This is a genomic window from Actinosynnema mirum DSM 43827 (assembly GCF_000023245.1).
In the GTDB taxonomy this organism is placed as follows: Bacteria; Actinomycetota; Actinomycetes; order Mycobacteriales; family Pseudonocardiaceae; genus Actinosynnema; species Actinosynnema mirum.
In genome coordinates, this window is record NC_013093.1 from 7,637,369 (window position 1) to 7,662,854 (window position 25,486).

General features: G+C 73.8%; 18 protein-coding genes. 8 read left to right on the plus strand and 10 right to left on the minus strand.

Features of this window, described 5'->3' with window-relative positions:
• Positions 1-1,558: 1,558 nt before the first annotated feature.
• From purH to AMIR_RS32255, 7 genes are all read right to left on the minus strand, one after another.
• Positions 1,559-3,130, minus strand: coding sequence for a bifunctional phosphoribosylaminoimidazolecarboxamide formyltransferase/IMP cyclohydrolase (purH, locus tag AMIR_RS32225; protein WP_015805186.1), 1,572 nt, complete (start codon positions 3,128-3,130; stop codon positions 1,559-1,561).
• On the minus strand, positions 3,127-3,762 hold the full coding sequence (gene purN / locus AMIR_RS32230; RefSeq protein WP_015805187.1) for a phosphoribosylglycinamide formyltransferase: 636 nt from the start codon (positions 3,760-3,762) through the stop codon (positions 3,127-3,129). The genes purH and purN overlap by 4 nt, the downstream gene beginning before the upstream one ends.
• Positions 3,763-3,912: 150 nt before the next feature.
• Positions 3,913-5,784, minus strand: coding sequence for a cell division protein PerM (locus AMIR_RS32235; RefSeq protein WP_041837176.1), 1,872 nt, complete (start codon positions 5,782-5,784; stop codon positions 3,913-3,915).
• A 109-nt stretch (positions 5,785-5,893) separates the two neighbouring features.
• On the minus strand, positions 5,894-6,595 hold the full coding sequence (locus tag AMIR_RS32240; protein ID WP_015805189.1) for a DUF5336 domain-containing protein: 702 nt from the start codon (positions 6,593-6,595) through the stop codon (positions 5,894-5,896).
• Between the two features lie 183 nt (positions 6,596-6,778).
• Positions 6,779-7,669 (minus strand): succinate--CoA ligase subunit alpha, encoded by an 891-nt coding sequence (gene sucD, locus AMIR_RS32245; RefSeq protein WP_015805190.1) that lies wholly within the window; start codon positions 7,667-7,669, stop codon positions 6,779-6,781.
• A gap of 5 nt (positions 7,670-7,674) precedes the next feature.
• Entirely contained in the window at positions 7,675-8,844 is a 1,170-nt protein-coding gene (gene sucC / locus AMIR_RS32250; RefSeq protein WP_015805191.1) for an ADP-forming succinate--CoA ligase subunit beta, read from the minus strand.
• A gap of 236 nt (positions 8,845-9,080) precedes the next feature.
• Complete coding sequence (locus AMIR_RS32255; protein ID WP_143760988.1) at positions 9,081-10,727, minus strand: hypothetical protein; 1,647 nt, start codon at positions 10,725-10,727, stop codon at positions 9,081-9,083.
• A 1,963-nt stretch (positions 10,728-12,690) separates the two neighbouring features.
• Between AMIR_RS32255 and AMIR_RS32260 the strand changes: the two genes are divergently transcribed.
• Entirely contained in the window at positions 12,691-13,416 is a 726-nt protein-coding gene (locus tag AMIR_RS32260) for a M23 family metallopeptidase (RefSeq protein WP_049797019.1), read from the plus strand.
• On the opposite strand, the gene AMIR_RS40795 is transcribed toward AMIR_RS32260, so the two are convergent.
• Both AMIR_RS40795 and pcrA read right to left on the minus strand, forming a co-directional pair.
• Positions 13,391-13,756, minus strand: coding sequence for a hypothetical protein (locus tag AMIR_RS40795; protein ID WP_015805195.1), 366 nt, complete (start codon positions 13,754-13,756; stop codon positions 13,391-13,393). The genes AMIR_RS32260 and AMIR_RS40795 overlap by 26 nt on opposite strands.
• Before the next feature lie 639 nt (positions 13,757-14,395).
• A complete protein-coding gene (gene pcrA / locus AMIR_RS32270) occupies positions 14,396-16,741 on the minus strand; it encodes a DNA helicase PcrA (protein WP_015805196.1) in 2,346 nt (781 codons plus the stop codon).
• A 236-nt stretch (positions 16,742-16,977) separates the two neighbouring features.
• Between pcrA and AMIR_RS32275 the strand changes: the two genes are divergently transcribed.
• Positions 16,978-17,268 carry a chorismate mutase gene (locus AMIR_RS32275; protein WP_015805197.1) on the plus strand — a complete coding sequence of 97 codons (291 nt, stop codon included), beginning with the start codon at positions 16,978-16,980 and terminating at the stop codon, positions 17,266-17,268.
• Between the two features lie 141 nt (positions 17,269-17,409).
• On the opposite strand, the gene AMIR_RS32280 is transcribed toward AMIR_RS32275, so the two are convergent.
• Positions 17,410-18,474: an arginase family protein gene (locus AMIR_RS32280; protein ID WP_015805198.1), complete on the minus strand. Its 1,065-nt coding sequence runs from the start codon at positions 18,472-18,474 to the stop codon at positions 17,410-17,412.
• 70 nt (positions 18,475-18,544) lie between these two features.
• Here AMIR_RS32280 and AMIR_RS32285 point away from each other — a divergent pair, with 70 nt between their 5' ends.
• From AMIR_RS32285 to AMIR_RS32310, 6 genes are all read left to right on the plus strand, one after another.
• Entirely contained in the window at positions 18,545-18,862 is a 318-nt protein-coding gene (locus AMIR_RS32285) for a hypothetical protein (RefSeq protein WP_015805199.1), read from the plus strand.
• Between the two features lie 102 nt (positions 18,863-18,964).
• Positions 18,965-19,903: a hypothetical protein gene (locus AMIR_RS39795; protein ID WP_015805200.1), complete on the plus strand. Its 939-nt coding sequence runs from the start codon at positions 18,965-18,967 to the stop codon at positions 19,901-19,903.
• 186 nt (positions 19,904-20,089) lie between these two features.
• Positions 20,090-20,917 (plus strand): hypothetical protein, encoded by an 828-nt coding sequence (locus AMIR_RS32295; RefSeq protein WP_015805201.1) that lies wholly within the window; start codon positions 20,090-20,092, stop codon positions 20,915-20,917.
• A 194-nt stretch (positions 20,918-21,111) separates the two neighbouring features.
• Positions 21,112-22,002 (plus strand): hypothetical protein, encoded by an 891-nt coding sequence (locus AMIR_RS32300; protein WP_041837177.1) that lies wholly within the window; start codon positions 21,112-21,114, stop codon positions 22,000-22,002.
• 271 nt (positions 22,003-22,273) lie between these two features.
• Positions 22,274-23,674: a serine/threonine-protein kinase gene (locus AMIR_RS32305; RefSeq protein ID WP_015805203.1), complete on the plus strand. Its 1,401-nt coding sequence runs from the start codon at positions 22,274-22,276 to the stop codon at positions 23,672-23,674.
• Between the two features lie 144 nt (positions 23,675-23,818).
• Positions 23,819-25,480, plus strand: coding sequence for a serine/threonine-protein kinase (locus AMIR_RS32310; protein WP_015805204.1), 1,662 nt, complete (start codon positions 23,819-23,821; stop codon positions 25,478-25,480).
• The last annotated feature ends 6 nt before the right edge of the window (positions 25,481-25,486 follow it).

The following is a 25,486-nucleotide window of genomic DNA, read 5'->3' on the forward strand; positions in this document are numbered from 1 at the left end:
CGCAGACCCGATCGCCGTGGGCGGGGCCGACCTGCGTCGGGCCGGCGTGGGTCGGGCCGACGTGCGTCAGGCCGGCGTGCGCCGGGTCGACGGGGGCCGAGCCGGCGCGAGCGGGACCGGTGCGGGCCGCGCAAGCCTGACCCGGGCCGGCGTGGACCGAGTCGGCGTGCGCCGGACTGGTCCGGTTCTGACCGGGGGTGTGCGGTGGCGGGGTCTGGCGCGGAGCGCTGAGCTGAGTTGAGGTGAGCACCGTGTTCCTCGTTCCTCTCCTGCGCGGCTAGGACGTGCGCGATCGCCGGGACTTGCCACTTCTCCAACCCCGTCGCGATCCTGCTGCGCGACGGCGCGCCGAGCCGGGAGCCAAGCCCAGGCAGCAGCAACTTTCACCGGGTCGGGTTGGGCTTGAGTCACCCCTGTGGTGATCACCGTTCCCACCGCGCCCGCAGGCGCACGGCGCGGTCGGGAGCAGCAGCCCGCGAAGTGCGGCCCGCACCCGGACCGAGGTGGATCGTGACGACGGCGGCACCCAGCGCCGCGCGGTGGACAACCGGACCGACACGCCCTCACCAGCCCCAACCCGGACCAGCACCCGAACCCGACCGGGCCCCGGCTTCGGCTTCGGCTTCGGCAAGACGAGCGCCGGTATCGCGAGCACTGGCAGCGCGAGCACCGGCAGCGCGAGCACCAGCCACATGGGCCCCCGCGGCACCGGCCTCAGCCGCACGGTCTTCACCGGCACCAGCACCGGCGGCTCCGACGCCGCCAGCTCTGGCCACGGCGGCTCTAGCTCCACTGGCTCCGCCCCTGGCGGCTCCGCCCCTGGCGGCCCCAGCCCCGGCGGCCCCAGCCCTGGCAGTTCCAGCCCCGGCAGTTCCAACCCCACTGGCCCCAGCCCCGGCAGTTCCAGCCCCGGTGTCCCCGCCCCTCGGCGCCCCGCCTCCAGCCGCGCAGGCCCCCGGCCAGCGCCGAGCACCCCCACCACATCGCCTGCCCCCGCAGACCTCCCGCGCCCCACCCCCGCACAGCAGCGAGAGCAGCAACGGTGCCAACCCGCGCATGGGCACCGTGCTGCTCCGCCTCAGGTCGCCCCACGGGAGGAGGACCGCCGATTCCCCGCGAACCGGTCGGCACAGGGCCCGCGCCGAAGTCGACTCGCCCGCCGCACCTACCCCGAGTGCGGCCTGCGTCGCCGTTGTCGACCTCAGCACCTGACCCCTCCTCAACGAAGTCCGCGCGCACCCCTGTGCGCGGACCGCCGTGGGAAGTCCGGCGACCTGACGTGTCGAACATGTGTTCGAACAACGCCATGATCTTATCCCGTCGCGCGGTCGACCTGTCAACGCCAGACCGACGAGATCACCTGTTGGTGGCCCCACCCGAGCACCCCGTCGACACCACCGGCGACACCCCTGACGACACCCCTGGCAGCAGCCCCGCCAACCCCCGGCACCCCTTGCCCCACAAGCAAAAAAGAGCCGAGGCGGACCCCCGTGAAGGGCCCCGCCTCGGCTCTCGTCCGAACAACCGCCGACCCCCGCCGAGGGGTCAGCCGACAAGCTCAGTGCGCGAAGTGCCGCGTCCCGGTCAGGTACACCGTCGCCCCGGCCGCCTCCGCCGCCGCGATCACCTCGGCGTCGCGGACCGACCCGCCGGGCTGCACGACCGCCCGCACGCCCGCCTGGAGCAGCACCTCCAGCCCGTCCGGGAACGGGAAGAACGCGTCCGAGGCCGCCACCGAGCCGGAAGCCCGCTCGCCCGCCCTGGACACCGCCAGGCGAGCCGCGTCGACCCGGTTGACCTGCCCCATGCCCGCGCCCACCGTCGCCCCGTCGTGGGCCAGCAGGATCGCGTTCGACTTCACCGCGCGGCACGCCCGCCAGGCGAACGCCAGGTCGGCGAGCCCGCGCTCGTCCAGCGCCTCGCCGCACGCCAGGGTCCAGTTGGCCGGGTCGTCGCCCTCGGCCTCGATGGTGTCCGCGGCCTGGAGCAGCACCCCGCCGGACACCGCCCGGAACTCCGCCCCGCCGCGCACCGGCACCGGCGCGACCAGGATGCGCACGTTCTTCTTGCGGGTCAGCACGTCCACCGCCCCGTCGGCGTACGACGGCGCGATCACCACCTCGGTGAAGATCTCCGCGACCTGCTCGGCCAGCTCGACGGTGACCTCGCGGTTGGCCGCGATGACCCCGCCGAACGCGCTCACCGGGTCGCACGCGTGCGCCTTCCGGTGCGCGTCCGCGATCGCGCTCTCACCGGGCAGCGGCGACACCGCGATGCCGCACGGGTTGGCGTGCTTGATGATCGCCACGCAGGGCAGCTCGTGGTCCCACGCCGCCCGCCACGCGGCGTCCGCGTCGACGTAGTTGTTGTACGACATCTCCTTGCCGTGCAGCTGCTCCGCGGTCGCCAGGCCCTCGGCGCCCCCGGTGTACAGGGCCGCGCCCTGGTGCGGGTTCTCGCCGTAGCGCAGCACCTGCTTGCGCTGCCAGGTCGCGCCGAACCACTCGGGGAACCCGGTCTCGTCCGGCACCAGCCCGCCGCCCATCCAGGACGCCACGGCGACGTCGTAGGACGCGGTGTGCCGGAACGCGTCGACGGCGAGCCGCTGCCGGTCGCCGAGGGTGAAGCCGCCCTCGCGGACCTGCTCCAGCACCCACGAGTACCGCGACGGGTCGACCACGACGGCCACGCTGGCGTGGTTCTTCGCGGAGGCGCGCACCATCGCGGGCCCGCCGATGTCGATCTGCTCGACGCACTCGTCGGCCGACGCGCCGGACGCCACGGTCTGCGCGAACGGGTACAGGTTCACCACGAGCAGGTCGAACGCGGCGATGCCCAGCTCGTCGAGCTTCTCCACGTGGGAGGGCTTGCGCATGTCGGCGAGCAGGCCCGCGTGGACGCGCGGGTGCAGGGTCTTGACCCGGCCGTCCAGCGCCTCGGGGAACCCGGTCACCTGCTCGACCGTCGTCACCGGGACCCCGGCGTTCGCCAGCGTCCTCGCGGTGCCGCCGGTGGAGACGATCTCGACCCCGGCCGCGTGCAGGCCGGTGGCGAGTTCCAGCAGGCCCGACTTGTCGGAGACCCCGATCAGGGCCCGACGAACCGGTCGCCGCTCGGCAGGAGTGGTCACGGGATGCTCACCTTTCGTCCGTTCACGGTGCAGCCCTCTCGGGCGAGTCGGGCGACCACGTCGACGAGAAGCCGCCGCTCCACCACCTTGATGCGCTCGTGCAGGCTGTCGACGTCGTCCTCGGGGAGGACCTCGACCGCCTCCTGGGCCAGGATCGGCCCGGTGTCCACCCCGCCGTCGACCAGGTGCACGGTGGCCCCGGTGACCTTGACGCCGTACTCGACGGCGTCGCGGACGCCGTGCGCGCCGGGGAAGGCGGGCAGCAGCGCGGGGTGGGTGTTGACCATCCGCCCGCCGAAGCGGGCCAGGACGGCCGGTCCCAGGATCTTCATGAACCCGGCGGACACCACCAGGTCCGGCTCGTGCGCCTGGACCGCGTCGGCGAGGGCGGTGTCCCACTCCTCGCGGGTGGCGTAGTCGCGCAGCCGCACGGCGAAGCCTGGGACGCCCGCGCGCTCGGCGCGGGCCAGGCCCTCGATGCCGGTGCGGTCCGCGCCGACCGCGACCACCCGGACGGGGTAGTCGGGGGAGGCGGCGGCGTCCAGCAGGGCCTGCAGCAGGGTGCCGGAGCCGGAGACGAGGACGACGACCCTCGCGGGGACGGGAAGCCGGAGTGTGGTCGCGGCGCTCAGCGTGCTTCTCCTTGCTGGGGACTGTCACAGCAGCTCGGCGGCAAGCCTAGGCGCTGGCCGCGCGGCGACGTCCGCCAGGGGCGGTTGAGACCCTGGTCAGGGGATGTGCAGGGGGCCGGGCGCGAGCCGGTGCGGCCCGCGCCCGGCGGGTCAGCGGCGGTGCGCGGGGCCGGGTCCGGCCGGGTCGTCGGGGAGGTCCTCGTCCAGCTCGGCCAGCTCGCGGAACTCCGCCAGGTGGCTGAACTCGGACTCGTCCACCTCCTCGTACCGGGTGGAACCCGCGGGCGCCTCGGGGACCTCGTCGGCGAGGTCGGCGCCCGCCAGGTCGTCGGCCGTCCGCTCGGCCTCGGCGAGCTCGTCCTCGGACAGCTCGTCCTCGGACAGCTCATCGGTCACCGCGCCGTCGTCGTCGGAGTCGTCCTCCAGCTCGTCCAGCTCGTCGTCGTAGTCGTCGGCGAGCTCGTCGTCCGGATCCGCGTCCGAGTCGTCGTCCGGGTACTCGTCGTCCAATTCCCGCTCGGCCAGCTCCTCGGCGCGCTCGTCCTCCGCCAGCTCGGCCGCCAGCTCCTCCTCCGACAGCTCCTCGTCGGCGAGCTCGTCCTCGGACAGCTCGTCGTCCAGCAGCTCGTCGTCGGCCAGCTCCTCGTCCAGGTACTCGGCGTCCTCGTCGTACTCGTCCTCGTACCCGGCCTCGTCGTACTCGTCGTCCAGCCCGTCCTCGTCGACCTCGTCGCCGTCCTCGCCGTCGTCCTCGCCCGCCGCGACCGCGACCCCGGCGGCGCCCGCGGCGGTCGCGGCGGCGACCTCGCCGCCCACGCCCCGCTTGACCTTCTCCTTCTTCACCCTCGGCGGCCGAGGACCGGTCAACCAGGCGATCAGCGCGCCGGGCACCCCGACCCACCCGAGCACGAGCAGCGCGGCCAGCCCGGCGGGCACGGTGACCGGGCTGAACGACCCGCCGCCAAGGTCACCGCCCGCGACGGCGGCGAGCACGAGCATCCCCACCCCGGCCGTCAGCGCGGCCACCAGGGCGGCCCTGATCCGCAGCACCGGCGTCTCCGCCGCGTTGCGCAGGTACAGCCCCACGACCACGCCGATCACCGCCGGGAGCACCAGCACCGCCGACAGGAACGTGCTGTGCCGGTCGGGCATGGCCGCCAGCAGCGGGACGGCGGGCACCGGCCCGCCGACGAACTCCAGCGGCGTCACCAGCACCGAGCCGAACGAGAACCCGGCGCCCACCAGGTACGCGACGGTCGCGACGACCGCGTTCGGCAGGTACCCGACGCACAGCAGCCAGATGCCCAGCCCGCTGCCGACCGTGCCGCCCAGCTCGTCGAACAGGCCGCTGGTGAGCGGCCACTCCAGCGCCAGCCCGGCCGCCAGCAGCAGCGACCCGGCGGCGGTGAGCGCGAACAGCGCCAGCGCGCCGCCCCACAGCCCCCGCCGCACCACCGGGTCCACCCGCTCGAACAGCACCTCGACCAGCCCGCACCGCTCCGCGACGCCCGCGACGGCCGCGATCGCGGACACCGCCGCCGAGCCGAAGAACGCCACGGCGGGCGTCGCCTGGACCGGCCCGGTGTCGCCCATCAGGAACGCGATGAGCCCGCCGGTGGCCGCGTGCGCGCCCGCGATGCTGAGCACCACCGAGCGGGCCTGGAGGGGCTCGAAGAGGCCGAGCCGGTCGGCCGCGCTGGCCGCCGCCCGGTACACCAGCAGCATCACCAGCGCGGTCGGCAGCAGCGGCAGCACGCCCAGGTCGCCGCCGCCGATGCGCAGCGGCACGTGGTGCGCGGCCAGCCAGCCGGGCGCGGCAGCCGCGAGGACGCCCGTCGTGGAGAAGGAGGCGTGCGCGGCCGTCGAGGAGACGAGGGCGAGGAGCGCGGCCACGGCCGCGTAGCCGAGGACCACCGAGCCCGCGGCGGTCATGGTGAGCACGCGCGCGTGCTCGGCGCGGGAGAACTCCGGTGGGCGGACCGAGTCGGCCACGCCGTGCGAGGTGGATTGCAGCACCGCCATCGCTCCACTGTGTCAGCCCGGCGCCCGGCTCCTCGCGGCGGCGCGCCGGAACGGCGGGAGGGGTGGCGCCGGTTTCCCGGCGCCACCCCTCCCGTGGTCTTCCCTCAGCTCAGCCCTGGGGCTGGCCGTAGCCGCCCGCGGGCGGCTGTCCGGGCTGCTGGCCCGGCTGGCCGAACTGGCCCGGCTGCGACAGGTAGGACGTCGGCTGCGGGGCGTTCGGCTGCTGCTGCGGAGCGGGGCTCTGCTGCGGGAACGACCCGGAGGGCGGCGCGCCGTACTGCTGCGCGGGCTGACCGGGCTGGGCCTGCGGCTGGCCGGGCTGCGCGGGCTGACCCGGCTGGCCGGGCTGCTGCGGGAACGCCCCGGACTGCGGGTTCCAGCCGCCGGGCTGGCCCTGGCCGTACGGGGAGGCGGGCTTCGGCTCCATCTTGACCACGCCGAGCTCCAGCAGCAGCGCGAAGACGATCGCGGCGGCCTGGAGCAGCGCGAGGATCAGCACGATGATCTGCATGACGGAGCTGCCGAGCGGCGCCTTCACCGTGACCTGCAGGGCCTGCAGCGCGGCGACCACCGACAGGACCGCCGCCACCGGCAGCGACTTGAAGGTGGGGATCAGCAGCGGCAGCGCGGCGAGCGCGCCCGCGATCAGCAGGTAGTCGGTGCCCGAGTACACGCCGTCGGCGAACGCGAGCAGGTACGCGACGACCGCCAGGCCGACAGCGGCCAGCGGGAGGATCAGCTTCAGGTTGGGCCCCGACGCAGGCTGCGCCGGTGACGGCTGCTGCTGCGGGGCGCCGTACGGCACGGACATGGTTGAGGTCTCCTCGTCGACCGAGCGGGAGCTAGCGGCGGGATGCACGCTAGCCGATGCGCACTCTCCGACGGCGACCGCCGCACGGCGGTTCCCCTGGTTGCGCTATTCCAGGGTGCCCGAAAAGCGACGAGGGTCACCCCCAAGTTAGGGGTGACCCTCGTCGCTCGTCCTATCGGGCTATCAGCCGATGGTGGACATGATCTCGCGCATGAGCGCGGCGGTCTCGCTCGGCGTCTTGCCGACCTTGACGCCCGCGGCCTCCAGCGCCTCCTTCTTGGCCTGGGCGGTGCCCGCCGAGCCGGAGACGATCGCGCCCGCGTGGCCCATGGTCTTGCCCTCGGGCGCGGTGAAGCCCGCGACGTAGCCGACGACCGGCTTGGTCACGTTGTCCTTGATGTAGGCCGCGGCCCGCTCCTCGGCGTCGCCGCCGATCTCGCCGATCATCACGATCGCCGCGGTCTCCGGGTCGGCCTCGAAGGCCTCCAGCGCGTCGATGTGGGTGGTGCCGATGATCGGGTCGCCGCCGATGCCGATGGCGGTGGAGAAGCCGAAGTCCCGCAGCTCGTACATCATCTGGTAGGTCAGGGTGCCGGACTTCGACACCAGACCGATCTTGCCCGCGCCGGAGATGTTGGCCGGGATGATGCCCGCGTTCGACTGTCCGGGGCTGATCAGGCCGGGGCAGTTCGGGCCGATGATCCGGGTCTTGTTGCCGGTGGCCACGGCGTGCGCCCAGAACACGGCGGTGTCGTGCACCGGGATGCCCTCGGTGATGACGACGGCCAGGCCGATGCCCGCGTCGATCGCCTCGATGACCGCGGCCTTGGCGAAGGCCGGGGGCACGAAGATGACGGTGACGTCGGCGCCGGTGGCCTCCATGGCGTCCGCGACGCTGCCGAAGACCGGCAGGACGGTGCCGTCGAAGTCGACCTTCTCGCCCGCCTTGCGCGGGTTCACGCCGCCGACGATGGTGGTGCCGGAGGCCAGCATCCGCTTGGTGTGCTTGGTCCCCTCGGCGCCGGTCATGCCCTGGACGATGACCTTGCTGTCCTTGGTGATGAAGATCGCCATCGTCGTCAGACCCCCGCAGCCGCGAGCTCGGCGGCCTTGTCGGCCGCGTTGTCCATAGTGTCCACCACGGTCACGAGCGGGTGGTTCGCCTCGGCCAGGATGCGGCGGCCCTCTTCGACGTTGTTGCCGTCGAGGCGGACGACCAGCGGCTTGGTGGCCTCGTCGCCCAGGATCTCCAGGGCCTTGACGATGCCGTTGGCGACGGCGTCGCACGAGGTGATGCCGCCGAAGACGTTCACGAACACGCTGCGCACGTCCGCGTCGCCCAGGATGATCTCCAGGCCGTTGGCCATGACCTCGGCGGACGCGCCGCCGCCGATGTCGAGGAAGTTCGCGGGCTTGACGCCCTTGTGCTTCTCACCGGCGTAGGCGACGACGTCGAGCGTGGACATGACCAGCCCGGCGCCGTTGCCGATGATGCCGACCTGGCCGTCGAGCTTGACGTAGTTGAGGTCCTTCTCCTTGGCCTTGGCCTCGAGCGGGTCCTCGGCCTGCTTGTCGACCAGCTCGGCGTGCGCCGGGTGGCGGAAGGAGGCGTTGTCGTCCAGCGTGACCTTGCCGTCGAGGGCGACGATCTTGCCCTCGGGGTCGCGGACCAGCGGGTTGACCTCGACGAGCGTGGCGTCCTCCGCGACGAAGGTCTCCCACAGCTTGACGATGGTGTCGGCGACCTGGTCGGCCACCTCCGCCGGGAACTTGGCGGCGGCGACGATCTCGTCGGCCTTCGCCCGGTCCACGCCCTCGACCGCGTCGATCGCGATCTTGGCGAGGGCCTCGGGGTTCTTGACCGCGACCTCCTCGATCTCCATGCCGCCCTCGACGGAGGCCATGGCGAGGAAGGTGCGGTTCGCGCGGTCCAGCAGGAACGAGAAGTAGTACTCCTCGGCGATGTCGGACGCGGGGGTCACCAGCACGCGGTGCACGGTGTGGCCCTTGATGTCCAGCCCGAGGATGCCGGTGGCCTTCTCCTCGGTCTCGGCCGGGGTCGTGGCCAGCTTGACGCCGCCCGCCTTGCCCCGGCCGCCCGTCTTGACCTGGGCCTTGACGACGACGGTGGTGCCGAGCTGCTCGGCGATGGCCTTGGCCTCGGCGGGGGTGCTCGCCACTTCGCCCGGCAGCACCGGGACTCCGTGGGCGGCGAAGAGGTCCTTCGCCTGGTACTCGTACAGGTCCACTCGGGTCTCCTGCGACGTCGGTGTCGGACACCGCGTCCCGGTGCGGTCCCGGTGTGTCCGGCGCTCCAGGCGTGAGCCTGGTGCCCTCACGTCCAGGCATCACCTGGAACGCCGGCATAGCCGTGGGGACCGGCTCGACGCGGCTGCGGAAGACACTATCGACCAGTGCGGACCGGACCGCATCCGCTGCAAGTGAAGTCGGTCATAGCGGCGGTGAAGTAGATCACCGGACCGGTTCAGCGGTTGCGAGCGGTGCTCGCGACCGCCGCGGCGAGCGCGGCGGCGGTCGCCGCCGCTGCCAGCCACAAGCCGGGCGCGGGCGCGGCCTCCTCGGCGCGGGCGGAGGTGAGCGGGTACTCCAGGACGCGGGTGAGCAGCACGAGCGCGACGCCGCCCAGCAGGGCGGCGCCCGCGAGGGCGCGGGCCTTCGCGGCCACCGCGAGCGCGATGAGGACGGTGGCCAGCGCGAGCAGCAGGCCCCACGAGCCCAACCGCAGGTCCAGCAGCGGGATGGGGGTGAGCTCGGGGGCTTTGATCACCGGGAGCGCGAACGCGCCGACAGCCAGCAGGCCGGTGGTCACCAGGGCCCCGACCAGCGGCAACGAGGTCTCGGCCGGGGGCTCCTCCTCGGTCTCGTCGCGCTCGGCGGCGCCCGCGAGCACGGCGAGGACGGCGGCGACCGCCGCGAGGACCAGCGAGACGGCGGTCAGCCACGCGCCCGTCCCCGGCTCGATCCGGCCGAGGGAGACCGCCAGCGCGCTGCCCGAGGTGACCTGGGTGGCGGCGTGGGCGGAGTCGAGCGCGCCGAGGCCTGCCAGCGGCACGGTGGCCAGCGCGGCGGCCAGCGCCGGGCGCGCGCGGGGCGTGAGGCGGAGGGCGGCGGCCAGCACGAGCACGAGCAGGCCGGCGGGCCACAGCAGGCGCGCGGAGTAGTCGTCGGGCGCGGTGAGCGCGGGCGGCAGCGCCAGCTGCGGCAGGAGCGCGCCCGCGAGGGCGGTGACGCCCGCGAGCGCGCCGAACGCGGCGGTGGCCAGGTGCAGCTTGCGCAGGCCGGGCAGGGTGATCGCGTCGTCGCCGGGGGCCTTGGTCGAGATGGCCGCGCCGAGGGCGACGACCGCGCCGACCAGCACCTGCACCGGTCCGAGCCCGAGCCCGAGCGAGTCGGTGGCGTACGGGGCGACCACCCACGGGACGGCGGCGGCGACGAAGGTCAGGGCGGTCGAGAGCAGGACGACGCGGCGCAGCTCCGCGCCGAGCGCGCCCGCGAGGAGGCAGAGCAGCAGGGCGGCGGCGCAGCGCAGCAGGCCGCCCGCCAGTTCGAGGCCCTCCGAGTCCGCGACGCCCCTGGGCTTGATGAAGATGTCCCGCGAGGCGAACGGGGCGGCGAACAGCCCGGCGGCGGCGAGCGCGCCCGCGAGGCCGGAGAGGGCGTACCGGGGGCGCTCGGGGAGCTCGTCGCGCAGCGCGGGCAGCGCGAGCAGGCCCGCCACGACCAGCAGCGCCCGCCCGGCCAGCAGGACCCACAGGCCGGTGCCGGGGACCGGCTCGGCGATGCCCGTGACGTACAGCTCGGGGCGCACGACCCGGCCGGGGTCGGTGGCGATCCGGAGGTCGGAGAGCAGGCCCGCGAACGCGAACGCGGCGGGCGGCACGAGCGCGGCGGCTGCTGCCTCCAGGCGGCGGCGGGCCAGCAGCACCCCGGCGGGGAGCACCACGAGCAGGGCCAGCGCCGCCAGCAGCGGGGCGGAGTTCCACGCGGGGGCCGCGTCCGCCACGCCCAGGAGGGGGCCCGCGGCCACCAGGAGGGCGCCTGCACCACCCAGGCCGAGCGCCGCGCGGAGCCTGATCGCGGCAGGGGGCGCCTGCTCAGCGGTTCCGATCACCGGCCCGACGCTAGCAAAGGCGCGGTGCGTGACGGGGGCCGCGCGGAGGGTCGCGGGAAGTGACGCGGGAACCGGCTGGGAATCGGCACGGAAGTGACGCGGGAATCGGGAATCAACCCGGCGGGGGCGCGGTTGTGCCGGGTGCGGGGCGTAGGGGTCGCCTTGCACGGGGCAGCGGGGATCGGGGACGCGGGGGCGGGGACGACGGGGGAAGGCCGCGCTCGGCGCGGGACGGGAACCGGGGACGAGCACGCCGGAGAGCCGGGGACGAGCACGCCGGAGAGCCGGGGACGAGCACGCCGGAGAGCCGGGGACGAGCACGCCGGGCAGTCGGGGACGAGCACGGTGGGCAGTCGGGACGAGCACGGCGGGGAGCCGGGACAAGCAAGTCGGAGAGCCGGGGACGAGCACGCCGGGGAGCTGGGGCGAGCACGGCGGACAGTCGGGAACAAGCATGGCGGGCAACCGGGGACGATCACTGCGGTTTGGCGCTGCACGCTGACCGTTCCCCCTGGTGAGAGACCTGAAACAGGGGCTCTCCAGCAGCTCGGGGGCGAGCGCGGGGCGAGTTGACCTTCACCCGACCAGGGGATTGGGCAAAAGTCCGGGACCAGGTCGTTTGGTGCTCGATCCTCCGGGAACCCGATTCGTGTCGGTTGTGCCGCATTCGGGGATGGGGTCGACCGGCGGAACGGGGTTGGGACGGGCGGAGCTGATCGGCGAGGGCGCTTCGGGGGCGCCGGACCGGTCGAGCGGCGTCACGGGACGACTCCGGGTGGCGCGCCGGGCCCGAGGCCCAGCGCGCGTCGCGGCCGGCCTTGACCAGGCCCCGGCCGTGGACGCCCGGAGCGCCATCGGACGCCACCGCCTCCCGATCCCCTCGCGCGCGCGCCTGCGCGTGACGCGCGCGTGCGTTCAGCTGGCCTGCGCGCATCGCGCCGCGCCCGCGAGGGCTGGTGCACGGGGCCAGCGCACGAGGACTGGCACACGCGGGGCCCGCGCCGATAGAGCGCCAGGGCACAGCAGTTGCGCCTCGGAGCACCGGCGCCAACAACAGTTGCGCCCCAGAGCGCTGGGGCCTGGCAGCGGTTGCGCTTGAGAGCACCAGGGCCGACAACAGCTGCGCCCGAGAGCGCTGCGGCCCAGCAGCGGCTGCGCCCGAGAGCTCCCGTGCCCGCGGACTCCCACACCTGTGTGCCCCGCGCCCGCGGACTCCCCTGCCCAAGAGCGCCGGGCGGGAATCGTGGTGGACGCCTCGCGATCGGGCGGTCACATAACGCGCGTGATGGTTCCGAGATCGGTCACAGGCGGTTACCGAAGGGTAGGAACGCCTTCCCGAGGCCTGCCGAAGGGACATAGGGGTCGGTCGCGCCCCCACGTGATTCGGAATCGTGCGAGGTCACGGGACCCTCACCGCAACCCTCGCCACTTTCCGCAATCAAGCGGTCACAAAGGGTTGCGCAGATCACTCCGAAGGACGAAGTGAGGCCGGAGCGGGCTCTGCTGCACCCCGCAGCGCCGGGGATACGTGATTCGGGTCACCAACTTTTGACCATTGACATGAGGGTGATTCACGTGTCGGTAGGTCTTTTCACCCAAAAAGGGGACATAAAGGGTCGCCCCATAGTGCCTGCAAGCGCCAGGTTTGCTCACTCTCCAGTCACGGGCCGTCACAGATCTGTATTCCTGTCCTCCGCTCGGCCGCAATTCGGTAGACAGGGGGTCGGGGGATTGCCCTCGAGGCTCCGGCCCCGTTACTGTCCCCCGGTCCGTTGTCACAGTCTGGTCACGACCAGGACAAGGAGTCGGTTCCCCGACCGGCTCACCGGGATCCCCCGCCCGGAGTCCTCGACCCGACTCCCCGAAGACGGAAGGCCTGGTCTTGTCTCGACACCGCTCCCCCGGCGGCAGTACTGACAGCGCAGTCATCGACGAAGCCGTCGACCGCGCATCCACCCGTGAGGTGAGCACGCACCGGCTGCCGCCGCCGCCGTCCTCACTGCGTGGCCGCGTCGTGGTCGCCGCCGTCGCGGTCGGCGCGTTCGCCGCCGCAGGCGCCGCGCAGACCGTGCAGGCGCTGGGTGGCCCCTCGCAGTCCGCCTCCGACGAGGTCATGCCGCTGGCTGCCTCGGCGCCCGACGGCGCCGCCGCGTTCGGCGTCGGCGGCGACGAGGCCCCGGCCGCGCCGCAGATCATCCCGGTCGCGAAGACGGTCGACGCCGCCTCCGAGGCGCAGAAGCTCGCCAAGAGCCAGCAGATCGTCGAGCAGCGCGAGGCCGCCGAGGCCGAGCGCCTGCGCCCCAAGTTCGTCTCCCCCGCCCAGGGCACCTTCACCTCCGGGTACGGCGGTCGCTGGGGCACCGTGCACTACGGCATCGACATCGCGGGCCCCACGGGCACCCCGATCCTGTCCGCCGCCGACGGCACGATCCTGGAGGCGGGCACCGCGAGCGGCTTCGGCCTGTGGGTGCGCGTGCTGCACGACACCGGCGAGGTCACCGTCTACGGCCACGTCGACAGCTACAGCGTGTCCAAGGGCCAGCGGGTCAAGGCGGGCGAGCAGATCGCGCGCATGGGCAACCGCGGCGTCTCCACCGGCACCCACCTGCACTTCGAGGTCTGGGAGTCGGACGGCGGGCTCAAGCTGAACCCGCAGACCTGGCTCAACGCGCGCGGAATCGTGGTCTGACCGAGGGCCGACCGGCGGGCCGCGAGGCCCGCTCGACCCGCTCGGGCACCATCCCGACCAGCGCCGAGCACCCGAGCACGGGCCAGGCCGCGGGGCGACCGCTGTGGTGCAGGACCGCGCCGTCGCCCCTGAGCACCCGCAGCCCCGCGCCCGGCGCGCCCTCGCGCGCGCCTCGCTGCACCGGCACCAGCGGCGGCAGGGCGAGCGCGTCCAGGTCCTGGCCGTGCTCCGCGTGCGCCTGCTCCTGACGACCGCCCAGAACCGCCTGGGACTGGGCCGTCGAGGACTGGGTCAGCTGGGCCTGGGCGACGTGGGACTGCCCGGCTGCGCGCTGCTCCACTGAGAACTCCTTCGCTCGCGTGCTGCTCCACCAAGATCGACGCGCGGAGGCGCCACCCGGTTGCCCTCGGTGACCCCACCGATCGCCCGCACGACGCGCCCGCCGCCTCAGACCGTCCAGGAGCCCCCCGAACCCCCGTCCGGCCCCTTGGCGTCCAGGACGGCGCTCTCACCCCGCTGCGCGACCCTCACGGGCCGCGAACGGGCTTCCTCCGCCGAACGGGTGACCTGACGACGCGCGCTCCCCTCACGCGCACCGCCCGAACCAGTGCGCTCAGCTAAGCAGAGGGGTCTGACAATTCCGGGCCGCGCGAGGTGGCAGGACGGGTGCGGAACAGGTGCACCACCTCTGACCTGCGCCGGAAAGCACGACGGCCGGGTCGCAAGCGCGACCCGGCCGTTCCCCGACTGCCCCCGTGCACGTCCCCCGACGCTCGGTGATCCGCTCCCCCGCGAATCCACCGGCATCACCAGCGGCCCCCGTCGATCGACGCGCACCCCCTCGGCCGCACCGGTCGTCCCGCTCGTGACACCTAGGAAGACGCCCGTGCCCGACCGCGGTTGCGCGCGCGCCCGGAACAACCCCGAAAAAAGCGGAGACCCGGCCGCCGAGGCGACCGGGTCCCGTGGGAGCCGCAGCTCAGAGCTTGGTCATCGGCACGCTGCCGATCAGCATCAGCCGGACCTTGCCCGAGACGCCGCCGAAGTCGATGGTGGCCGTCGCGCGCGGCCCGCCCACGCCGTCCACGGACACCACGCTGCCCAGCCCGTACTTGTCGTGCGTGACCCGGTCGCCGACCTCCAGCTTCAGCGAGGGCCCGCTCTGCATCCCCTTGGCCGTCCCGGACCGGGCGCCGAAGGTGCTCGTCGCGCCGCCCCTGCTGCCGCTCCAGGTGGTCTGCGCGGCCGGACCGGACCGGCGCGGCTCGGCGCGCTTCCACTCCAGCAGGTCGGCCGGGATCTCGTCCAGGAAGCGCGACGCCGGGTTGGCGGCGGGCTGGCCCCAGGCCGAGCGCACCAGCGCCCGCGACAGGTACAGCCGCTGCTGGGCGCGCGTGATGCCCACGTACGCGAGCCTGCGCTCCTCGGACAGCTCGGCCGGGTCGCCCAGCGCGCGGGTGTGCGGGAAGACCCCGTCCTCCCAGCCGGTGCAGAACACGACCGGGTACTCCAGGCCCTTCGCGGTGTGCAGCGTCATCAGGGTGACCACGCCGTCGCTCTCGGCGTCCGGCACCTGGTCGGCGTCGGCGACCAGCGACACCCGCTCCAGGAAGGCGTCCAGCGACCCGGCGACCGGCTGGCCGGGGTCGGGCTCCTCCACCGGCTCGCCATCGGGCTCCACGGCGCTCAGCTCGCCGAACTCGCGGGCCACGGTCACCAGCTCGTTCAGGTTCTCCACGCGGGTGTGGTCCTGCGGGTCGTCGCTGGCCTCCAGCTCGGCCCGGTAGGCGGTGCGGTCCAGCACCTCCTCCAGCACGGACGCCACGTCGTCGCCGCGCTCGACCCCGGCCCGCAGCTCGTCCAGCAGCTCGACGAACCCGCTGATGGCCCGCTGGGAGCGCGGGTTGAGCAGCGGCACCTTCCCCGCGACGGCGGCGCGCAGCGCGGTGGCGAAGCTGACCCGCTCCCGCTCGGCGTAGGTGGCCACGCACGCCTCGGCGCGGTCGCCGATGCCGCGCTTGGGCACGTTCAGCACCCGGCGCAGCGACACCGTGTCGTCCGGGTTGGACAGCACGCGCAGGTAGGCCAGGGCGTCGCGGACCTCGCGCCGCTCGTAGAACCGGACGCCGCCGACGACCTTGTAGGGCAGGCCGAGGCGGATGAAGATCTCCTCGAACACGCGCGACTGGTTGTTGGTCCGGTAGAACACGGCGATCTCGCCGTTGTTCGCGTCGCCGCCGTCGACCAGCCGGTCGATCTCGCGGGCCACGAACGCGGCCTCGTCGTGCTCGTTGTCCGCGACGTAGCCGACGATCTTCTCGCCGTCGCCGAGGTCGCTCCACAGCCGCTTGTCGCGCCGGTCCGGGTTGCGCGAGATGACCGCGTTCGCGGCGGTCAGGATGGTCTGGGTCGAGCGGTAGTTCTGCTCCAGCAGGACCGTGGTGGCCTGCGGGTAGTCGCGCTCGAACTCCACGATGTTGCGGATCGTGGCGCCCCGGAAGGCGTAGATGGACTGGTCGGCGTCGCCGACCACGCACAGCTCGGCGGGCGGCACGCCGTCCGAGCCGGTGCCGACCAGCTCGCGCACCAGCGTGTACTGGGCGTGGTTGGTGTCCTGGTACTCGTCGACCAGCACGTGCCGGAACCGGCGGTGGTAGTGCTCGGCCACGGCCGGGTTGTTCTGCAGCAGCTCGACCGTGCGCATGATCAGGTCGTCGAAGTCCATCGAGTTCGACTCGACCAGCCTGCGCTGGTACGCGCCGTACACCTCGGCGACCCGGCGCTCCAGGTCGTTGCCCGCCACCTCGGCGGCGTGCGCGGGGCCGACCAGCTCGTTCTTCAGGTTCGAGATGTGGATGGCCAGCGTGCGCGCCGGGTAGCGCTTGGGGTCGAGGTCCAGGTCGCGGGCGACCAGGGTGATGAGGCGGCGGGTGTCGTCCGAGTCGTAGATCGAGAAGCTGGACGAGATGCCGAGGGCCTTGTGCTCCCGGCGCACCAGGCGCACGCACATCGAGTGGAAGGTCGACACCCACATCGAGCGGGCGCGCGGGCCGACGAGGTCGGCGACGCGCTCCTTCATCTCGGCGGCGGCCTTGTTGGTGAAGGTGATGGCCATGATCTCGCCGGGGTGCGCGCCGCGCTCGGCGAGCAGGTGGGCGATGCGGCGGGTGAGCACGCGCGTCTTCCCGGACCCCGCGCCCGCGACGACGAGGAGTGGGGAACCCGCGTGCTCCACCGCCCTGCGCTGCGCCGGGTTGAGCCCGTCGAGCAGCGACGCGGTACCGGAAGGGGGGGGACTTGAGGGCAAGTCGAACAAGGCGCTCATCGTGGACCCACGGTACCGCCTGCCTACGTCACACCCCGGTCCCGCGCCGCTGTGGCATGATGGCGTTGTGCTCGCGGCTGCATTCTCCTTTTACTACGGGACCCGGACTCCGGCTCCCGTGGACCGCTAGCGCGCTCAATCCACCACGAAGCCCCGGAGTCCTCTTGGACTCCGGGGCTTCGTCGTTCCGGGGCCAGGACGCCGAGGCGGCGAACCCCGAGTCGAGAGGTCTTGAGATGAACAGCACCGACACCGCGGAGCAGGGCGCGGAGCAGGGCGCCGCCGTGCAGGACGTCGACGCGCTGCGGCAGGAGATCGACCACCTGGACGCCGAGCTGCTGCGCCTGGTCAAGCGCCGGGTCGAGGTGTCCAAGGTGATCGGCGCGGCGCGGATGGCCGCGGGCGGGACCAAGATCGTGCACAACCGGGAGATCGACGTCATCAACCGCTACCGGGAGCTGGGGCCGGAGGGGCGCGACCTGGCGATGATCCTGCTGCGGCTGGGCCGGGGCGCGCTGGGGCGCTGAACCGGCTCCGCGCGCTTCCCCCGGACGGGTGAAGTTCGAGCCTCGGACGAGTGGTGGCCCGCCCGGTCCCGCCTCCCCCGGCCTGAGCGGGTGTGGCGGGACCGGCGGCTGCCCGGCCGGGGCCGGACCGGCTCCGGCTCCTCAGCGCGCGAACTCCCAGCGGTCCGCCAGCGCGGCCCTGACCAGGGCGAGGTCGGCGTCCACCAGCTGGGTGTCGTCGGGCACGTAGGCCAGCGGGTCCTCCAGCAGGTCGAGCCCGAGCAGGCCCTCCACCAGCGCGTGCAGGCACAGCGCGGCGTACCCGCGCAGGTAGCCGCCCTCCTGGGTGAGCACGGTCGGCAGCCCCTCGGCGGCCACCCGCGCGCCGATCGCCCGGTAGCCCGCGGCGGTGAGGTTGTGCCTGCCGTTGGGGTCGAACGCGGAGCCGTCGAAGCCGGAGGCGCACACCAGGAAGTCCGCGCCGAACTCGCGGACCGCCGGGAGCACCACCTCGTCCATCGCGCGCGCGTACGCGTGGTCGCCCGCGCCCAGGGACAGCTCGACGTTGACGTTGGCGAGCGCGGGCTCGTCGGGCGCGCCGGTCTGCCGGTGGTTCGCGCCCCACGGGCCGTGCCGCATGTGGATCGACGCGGTCAGCACGTCCTCGGTGCCCGCGAACACCTCCTGGGTGCCGTTGCCGTGGTGCACGTCCCAGTCGAGCACCGCGACCCGCCGTCCGGCCCGGCGCGCGGTCTCGGCGACCAGCGCGGCGTTGTTGACCAGGCAGTAGCCGTCGGCGAGCCCCGGCTGGGCGTGGTGGCCGGGCGGGCGGACGAGCGCGTAGGCCAGCCGGGTGCGGCCGGAGGCGACCGCGTCGTGCGCGGCGAGCGCGGTGCCCGCCGCCGCCAGCACGGCCTCCCAGGAACCCGGCCCGACCAGCGTGTTCACCTCCAGCGCGACCCGCCAGGGCCCGGCGCAGGCGGCTTCGAGCGCGGCCAGGTAGCCGGGCTCGTGGACGCGCGCGAGCTCCTCCCCGGTGGCCGCGCGGCCGGTCGACCAGGTCAGGTGGCCCGCGACGGGGCCGTGCCGCAGCGCGTGCCGGAAGGTGCGCAGCCGGGCGGCGCTCTCCGGGTGCGGCTCGGGCTCGTCGAGCCAGTCCCACTCGCCGGGCAGCTCCCACAGGCCGGAGCCCGCGTCGTGCTCCAGGCAGGCGTCGTGCCAGAACATCTCCACGCACCGGAGATATCAGGGCGATCACGGATGGTCCACCGGGAAAATCGACGTGCACACTGGTCGCATGGACGTCATCGGCCTGATCACCGGTCTCATCGCCATCCTCGGACTGCTCGCCACCCTCGCGCACGGCGGGTACCTCGCCGCGCTGAACTCCGCCGCCAAGAACAAGGGCGCCTCGGGAGCGCCGATCGCCAACTACGTGCGCGGGCGCTGGAGCGTCGCTGGTGTGACCGTGGCCGCCGCGGCGGTCGGCCTGATCATCAACGGCGGCTCGAGCGTGGCCGCCGACGTCATCGGCGCGGTCATCGCCGGTGGCGCGGGCCTGGCCGCGACGAACTCGCTGCAGGGCGCCAGGAAGCGGCTGAACAGCGGCAGCTGACACATCACCTGAAGGGGTGCTGCTGCGCCACGCAGGGATGATGCGCGCCGCCGTCCGGTGACCTCCCGCCTAGCCTGTGCCAGGCGGGAGGGGCTATCCACCATGAACTCCAGGGCGGACGAGCAGCGGCAGGGCAGGCACCGGCTTCCGGACGACGCGGCCGAGTGGGCCTCGATGGGCGGTCAGCTGCCCGTCGACGCGCCCCCGCCGCGCGACCCGCTGCACGACAGCGACGCGGTCGGGCTGAGCAAGTTCAACATCGGGATGGTGCCCGCTTCGGTGACACCGCCCAAGACGTGGCGGCGCGCCGCGTGGTTCACGGTGATCTCGTCGGCGAGCGTGCTGGTGGGGCTGGCCGTGGCCGCGGTGGAGCTGGTCGGGCCGCCGAGGCCGGACGAGCCGCTCGCGCTGCCCTCCTACCCCCCGACGGCCCCGAGGCTGCCGGTGCTGACCACGACGGCACCGCCGCCGGAGGCCGCGCCCGAGCCGGGGGTCGAGGCGCTGGCCGACGCCGCGCCGGACCGGGCGGGCCAGGCCCCGCGGGACGCGCCCGCGACGGGCGGGGCGGGCAAGGCCCACGCGGGTCGGGGCGCGGGCCCCGGCGAGGGCGGGTGGACCGGCGAGCAGCGGGTCACCGCGCCGCAGGCGGGCCGGGCGAGCGCGGTCCCGGCTCCCCCGCCGCAGGTGTGGGCCCCGGTGACGACCGTGGCGGGCGGGAGCGCCGCGCACGAGGACGTGCTGGCGATCGCCTCGCGCACCGAGGAGTTCTACCGGCAGGTGGCGCAGAGCGCGGAGGCCGCGCTGGAGCTGGTGTCCGAGACCGTGCGGGGCGTGGTCGGCGCGCTGGTCGCCGAGCGGTTCGGCGAGGCCTCGCACGTCCAGGTGACCGGGATCAGCGTGGACGCGGTGCGCGGGCTGAGCACCAGCACGCTGCTGGTGACGAACCGGGACGGCACGACGTCGACCGAGCACCGGGAGCTGCTGTTCACCGTGGTGGGCGAGCCGCTGATCAGCGGTGAGCGGCCGGTCCGCGCGCGCTGAGCGGCGTCGGGGCGGCCCGTCGGCGGGCGCACCGCGAGTCTGCGCGGCCCTGTCCGGTCTGCGCCGTCCGGGGTGGTCCGCACGGCGCTGAACGCCACGAAGGGGTGAACTAGCGGGTCGCGCTCTGGCTTTCCGCTGCTCTTGCACGGTACTTCTGGCGGCCACCCAGGTAGTCAGGAGCCGCCCGTGGAACGCGCCACCGCCACCGCGACCGGTCGCAGGCACGCCCGCACGGGCTCGGTCAGCGTGGCCGAGCTGATCGGGAAGCAGCCGAGCCGGTCGGGGCCCGCCTCGGGCCGGGCTCCCGCCATCTCCGTCGAGCTGATCGGCGAGGGGCGGCCCTGCGGCGGGCGGAGCTCCGGCGACCTGTTCGGCGGTGACCTCGGCGCCGGCCCGCTCGGCGACGGGTCCGCGCTCCGGCCGGAGCCGCACCGGGTGCGCCGGGCGGCGCGGGTGGTCGGCTGGATCACCGGGGCGCTGGTGCTGGTCACGTCCGTGGTGGCGGCGGCGGTGCTCGCCGAGCAGCGCGGGGCGGTCGTCCAGCACCTCGGTGTCGAGATCCTGCCCGCCATGAGCGGGGCGTCCGCGCTGCGGCCGGACCTGCTGAGCGCGGAGCTGGGCGGGACGGCGGTGGTGGACTCGGGCCTGGTGGTCGACGGCCCGCTGCCGGTGCCGCAGCCCGCGACGCCGGAGGTCGTGGTCGGGCCGAGGCCCCAGGTGGAGGTGGTGCGGCGGTTCTTCGAGCTGCTGCCGACCAGGCCCGCCTCGGCGTCGGCGCTGCTGTCGCCGGACCTGGTGGGCGCGAGCCCCGCGGACTTCGTGGAGTCCTGGTCGCTGATCACCGCGATCGCGGTGGAGTCGGTGGCGAACCGGCCGGACGGGACGGTGCTGGCGGTGGTGTCGATGCGGGAGCGGGACGGCGGGCTGCTGCGCGTGGAGCAGCTGTTCCGGCTGACCGGGGTCTCCGCGCCGAGGATCGTCGGGGCCGAGGTGATCTCGGCCCAGCGGAGTTGATCAGGCCGCCCCGGAGCGCCCCGCACCAACCTTGACGCTGAGTGACGGGAAGGTGGATCAGTTGGACGCACCGTCACCTGTCGATGTGATTGCCAGGGAAAAATCCGCCAAAGGGGTTACATAAAGGGTCACGATTCGGTATCCATGTTCCCGGCAAGGGTGTGTCGCACCCCTCCGGGAAAGGGTGGCTCGCGGTGTCGAACGAGGACAATCGCCGTCGACGTGACTACTCGGACGACCGCCTCTCGGTCGCCGAGCTGATCGCTCGCAGCGAGGCCGAGACCGTGCGCTTCACGCCGGTCTCCGCGCCCGTCGCGCCCCGCGCCGAGCAGACCGCCCGGCTGCCCCAGAAGGCCAGGTCCAGGCTCAACCTGTCCGGCCGCGAGCTGCACATCACCGAGCTGCTGCGCCGCGAGGGCCGCCCCGCCGACGACAGCGCCACCGGTCGCGGCGTCTCGGTGCCCAAGCTGGTCGCGATGGCCAGCGGCGGCGTCGTGCTGACCGGCGCGGTCGCGTTCAGCGCCTCGCAGTGGATGTCGGCCCCGGACGAGCGCCCGCTGGCCGAGGTGCGGTTCGACGACCGCCAGGCCGCGCGCAGCCCCGGCAGCCTCACCGCGGACCTGGTCGGCGCGTCCCGCGACAGCCAGGACCAGGTCGAGGAGACCGAGACCGAGGCGCCGGCGACCACCGAGACGACCCGGCAGAGCACCGCGCAGGAGCAGCCGCGCCAGCAGCAGCAGCAGCAGCAGACCCAGCGCCAGCAGCAGACCCAGCAGCGCTCGGGCGGCGGCAACCAGCAGCAGCCGACCACCCCCACGACCAACCCCCAGCAGCAGACGAGCGCGCCGACCACCCCGGTCACCTCGCCCTCGCAGCCCTCGCAGCCCTCCACCCAGCCGTCCACGTCCACGCCCGCGCCGCCGCCCACCAGCGGGACCACGACCCCGCCGTCGTCCGCGACCGCCCCGCCCCCGGCGTCCGGCAGCGCGACCCCCGCGCCCACCAGCGGCGTCGACCTCGGCATCGACCTCGGCAAGGTGCTGGAGCCCGTCGGCGGCTTCGACTTCTTCGCCCCGGCCCCCTGACGGCCCGGCAGGGCCCGGCACGACGGCCCTCCCGCCCCGGATCTTCACCCGATAAGGTGCTCCGGGAATGGGGCGTCCGGCGCGGGCCCCTGATCGGCACGCGACTCGCCTGCGAGCGCCACGGGCCCGAAGCGCGCACCCCGTCCGGGGTAGGCTCTGCGGGCGTGCGGTGGCCCATGCCGAACCCCGCGCACCGATCCGCACGACGAGGAGTCCCGAGCGTGAGAGCAGCCGTTGCCTCGGTCGCGCAGCGCTTCAGCGAGGTGACCCGGTGAGCGAGGACGGACGGGTCATCGCCGATCGCTACCGCATCCTCGACCGGATCGGCAGCGGCGCCATGGGCGTCGTGTGGCGCGCGCACGACGAGCGCCTCGGCCGGGTCGTGGCCGTCAAGCAGCTGCTGCTCCAGCCGAGCCTGGACGCGCGCGAGCAGGACGAGGCCATCCAGCGCGCCATGCGCGAGGGCCGGATCGCGGCGAAGCTGCACCACCCCAACGCCATCGCGGTCTACGACGTGGTGGAGGAGGACGGCGCTCCGTGCCTGGTCATGGAGTACCTGCCCTCCTACAGCATGGCCGACACGATGTCCGAGCACGGCGTGCTGGACCCGGTCGAGGTGGCCCACATCGGCACCCAGGCCGCGGCGGCGCTGTCGGCCGCGCACGCGGCGGGCATCGTGCACCGCGACGTGAAGCCGGGCAACGTGCTGCTGGCCGAGAACGGCCTGGTCAAGATCACCGACTTCGGCATCTCGCGGGCCAGCGACGACGTCACGGTGACCAAGACCGGCCTGATCGCGGGCACGCCCGCCTACCTGGCCCCGGAGATCGCGCGCGGCCAGGACCCGTCGCCCGCGTCCGACGTGTTCTCCCTCGGCTCGACGCTGTTCGCGGCGTCCGAGGGCGAGCCGCCGTTCGGGCTGAGCGAGAACACCCTGGGCGTGCTGCACGCGGTGGCGGCGGGGCGGATCAACCCGCCGACGGTCGACCACCCGCTGACCGACGTGCTGCTGCACATGCTCAACTACGACCCGGCCGACCGCCCGACCATGAGCCAGGTCCGGGACATGCTCAACGCGGTCTCGCGCGGGCGCTCGCCGAACCTGGGCGGGATGCGGCCCGCGACGGCCACCACGATCGCGCCGGTGGCCGACGCCACCACGGTGGTCGGCCCCGACCGGACCCGCGTGGTGCGCCCCGGCGGTCCGCGCACCGGCACGGGCAACCGCCCGGCGGGCTCGCGCACGACCGGGGTCCAGCCCACCGGGCTGCACCCGGACCCGAAGCCGGGCAGCAACCGGCCGCTCGCGATCACCGCGGTCGTGCTGGGCGTCATCCTGCTGCTGGGCACGCTCCTGGTGGCGCTGGACGTCTTCGACGACACCGTGCCGCAGTCGCCGCCCGCGTCCTCGTCCTCCGAGACGCCGCCGACGACCACCTCCACGACCACCACCACGTCGACGACGACGCGGACGGTCACCCAGGAGGAGGAAGCGCCGCCGACGCGGGAGCAGACGACGACCTCGCAGCCGCCGACGACGACCTCGCAGCCGCCGCAGCAGTCGTCCGCGCCGCCGACGACGACCTCGCAGCCGCCGACGACGACGCAGCCGTCGCCGCCTGCCTCCTCCGCCGGGAACCCCCCTCCGGTGGGCCAGGAGGGCTCCCCGTAGAACGATCGGGACCCCAGGCGCTCAACAAAGGAACCCTTAACCCGTAAGGTGAGCACTACCCAATCGGGTGAGGGACTGTTCACGTCATGGTGACGACGGAATGCGGTCGTCACTGAAGAAGCGATAGCAGCACTGGGAGCAGCCGTGACCGACGATGGCCGCCTGGTCGCCGGCCGCTACCGACTCGGGCAGCGGATCGGCAGCGGGGCGATGGGCGTGGTGTGGCAGGCCCACGACGGGCGCCTGCACCGCACCGTCGCGGTGAAGCAGTTGCTGCTTCAACCGGGCCTGGCCGAGTCGGACACGGACGAGGCGAAGCGCAGGGCGATGCGCGAGGGCCGGATCGCGGCGCGCTTGCAGCACCCGCACGCGATCGCGGTCTACGACGTGGCCGAGGACGACGGGCAACCGTGGCTGGTGATGGAGTACCTGCCGTCGAGCAGCCTCTCCACCGTGCTGTCCGAGCGGGGCACGCTGCCCCCTCGCGAGGTTGCCGCGATCGGGTCCCAGGTGGCCTCGGCGCTGGCCGCCGCGCACGACGCGGGCATCACGCACCGCGACATCAAGCCGGGCAACATCCTGCTGGGCAACGACGGCACCGTGAAGATCACCGACTTCGGCATCTCGCGGGCGACCGGCGACGTGACGGTGACCGCGACCGGGATGCTGGCGGGCACCCCCGCCTACCTGGCCCCCGAGGTCGCCAAGGGCTACGACCCCGGTTCGCCGTCGGACGTGTTCTCGCTGGGCTCGACGCTGTACGCGGCGATCGAGGGGATGCCCCCGTTCGGCCTGAACGAGAACACCATCGCGCTGCTGCACCAGGTCGCGTCGGGCAAGGTGACGCCGCCGAAGCAGGCCGGTCCGCTGACCGCGCTGCTGATGCGCCTGCTGCGCGCCGAGCCGGAGGACCGGCCGACGATGGCCGAGGCGCGCGAGGCGCTGGCGGCGGTGGCCGCCGGGCGGACCGCGCCCGAGTTCCCGATGCAGATGCCGAGGTCGCACCCGCCGTCGTGGCAGGGCGCGCCGGTGACGGTGCCCGCGACGGGCATCTCGACCCGTGCGATCGCCCCGGTGCACAACCAGGGCCAGGGCGGCCCCCCGCCGCTGCCGCACGCGCCGCAGCAGCACGTGCAGCCGCCGCAACAGCAGCAGCACCACCAGTCGCAGCCGAACGCGACCCGGATCGACCAGCGCCCCGCGTCGGGCCACTCGCTCCCGCCGTCGGCGATGAGCAGACCCCCGGCCGCCCGGCCCCGCGCCGCGCGGCAGCAGTCGGGCGGGGGGAGCGGCGGCAACAACCGCTCCACCATGATCACCACGCTGGCCATCGTGGGCGCGGCGGTGCTCGGCATCCTGCTGGCCAGCTTCTTCACCAGCGAGGACGGCGGCAACAACGCCAACACGCCGACCCCGACCGTGACCGTCTCCAAGTCCGGCGATGCGGGTTCGGACAAGCCCAAGGCCGAGGTGCCCGAGCGCCCGAAGGTCAGCGGCGACGGTCCCACGGAAGCGGACCAGAAGCAGTTCATCGAGGCCTACTACGGCACCTCCGTGGCCGACACCGACGCGGGGTGGTCCATGCTCGCGCCCGGTGGCGCGGCGCAGGGCCAGGGCCGGAGCGCCTACGACGCGTTCTGGAACAACGTCAAGTCCGTGACGGTGGACTCGGTGACCCAGCAGTCGCCGTACTTCTGGTCGGCCAAGGTCACCTACACCATGGCCGACGGGTCGACGGAGACCAAGACCAAGAACATCGTGGTCAAGTGGCAGGGCACGGACCTGTACGTGCAGAGCGAGAGCTGACCCGCC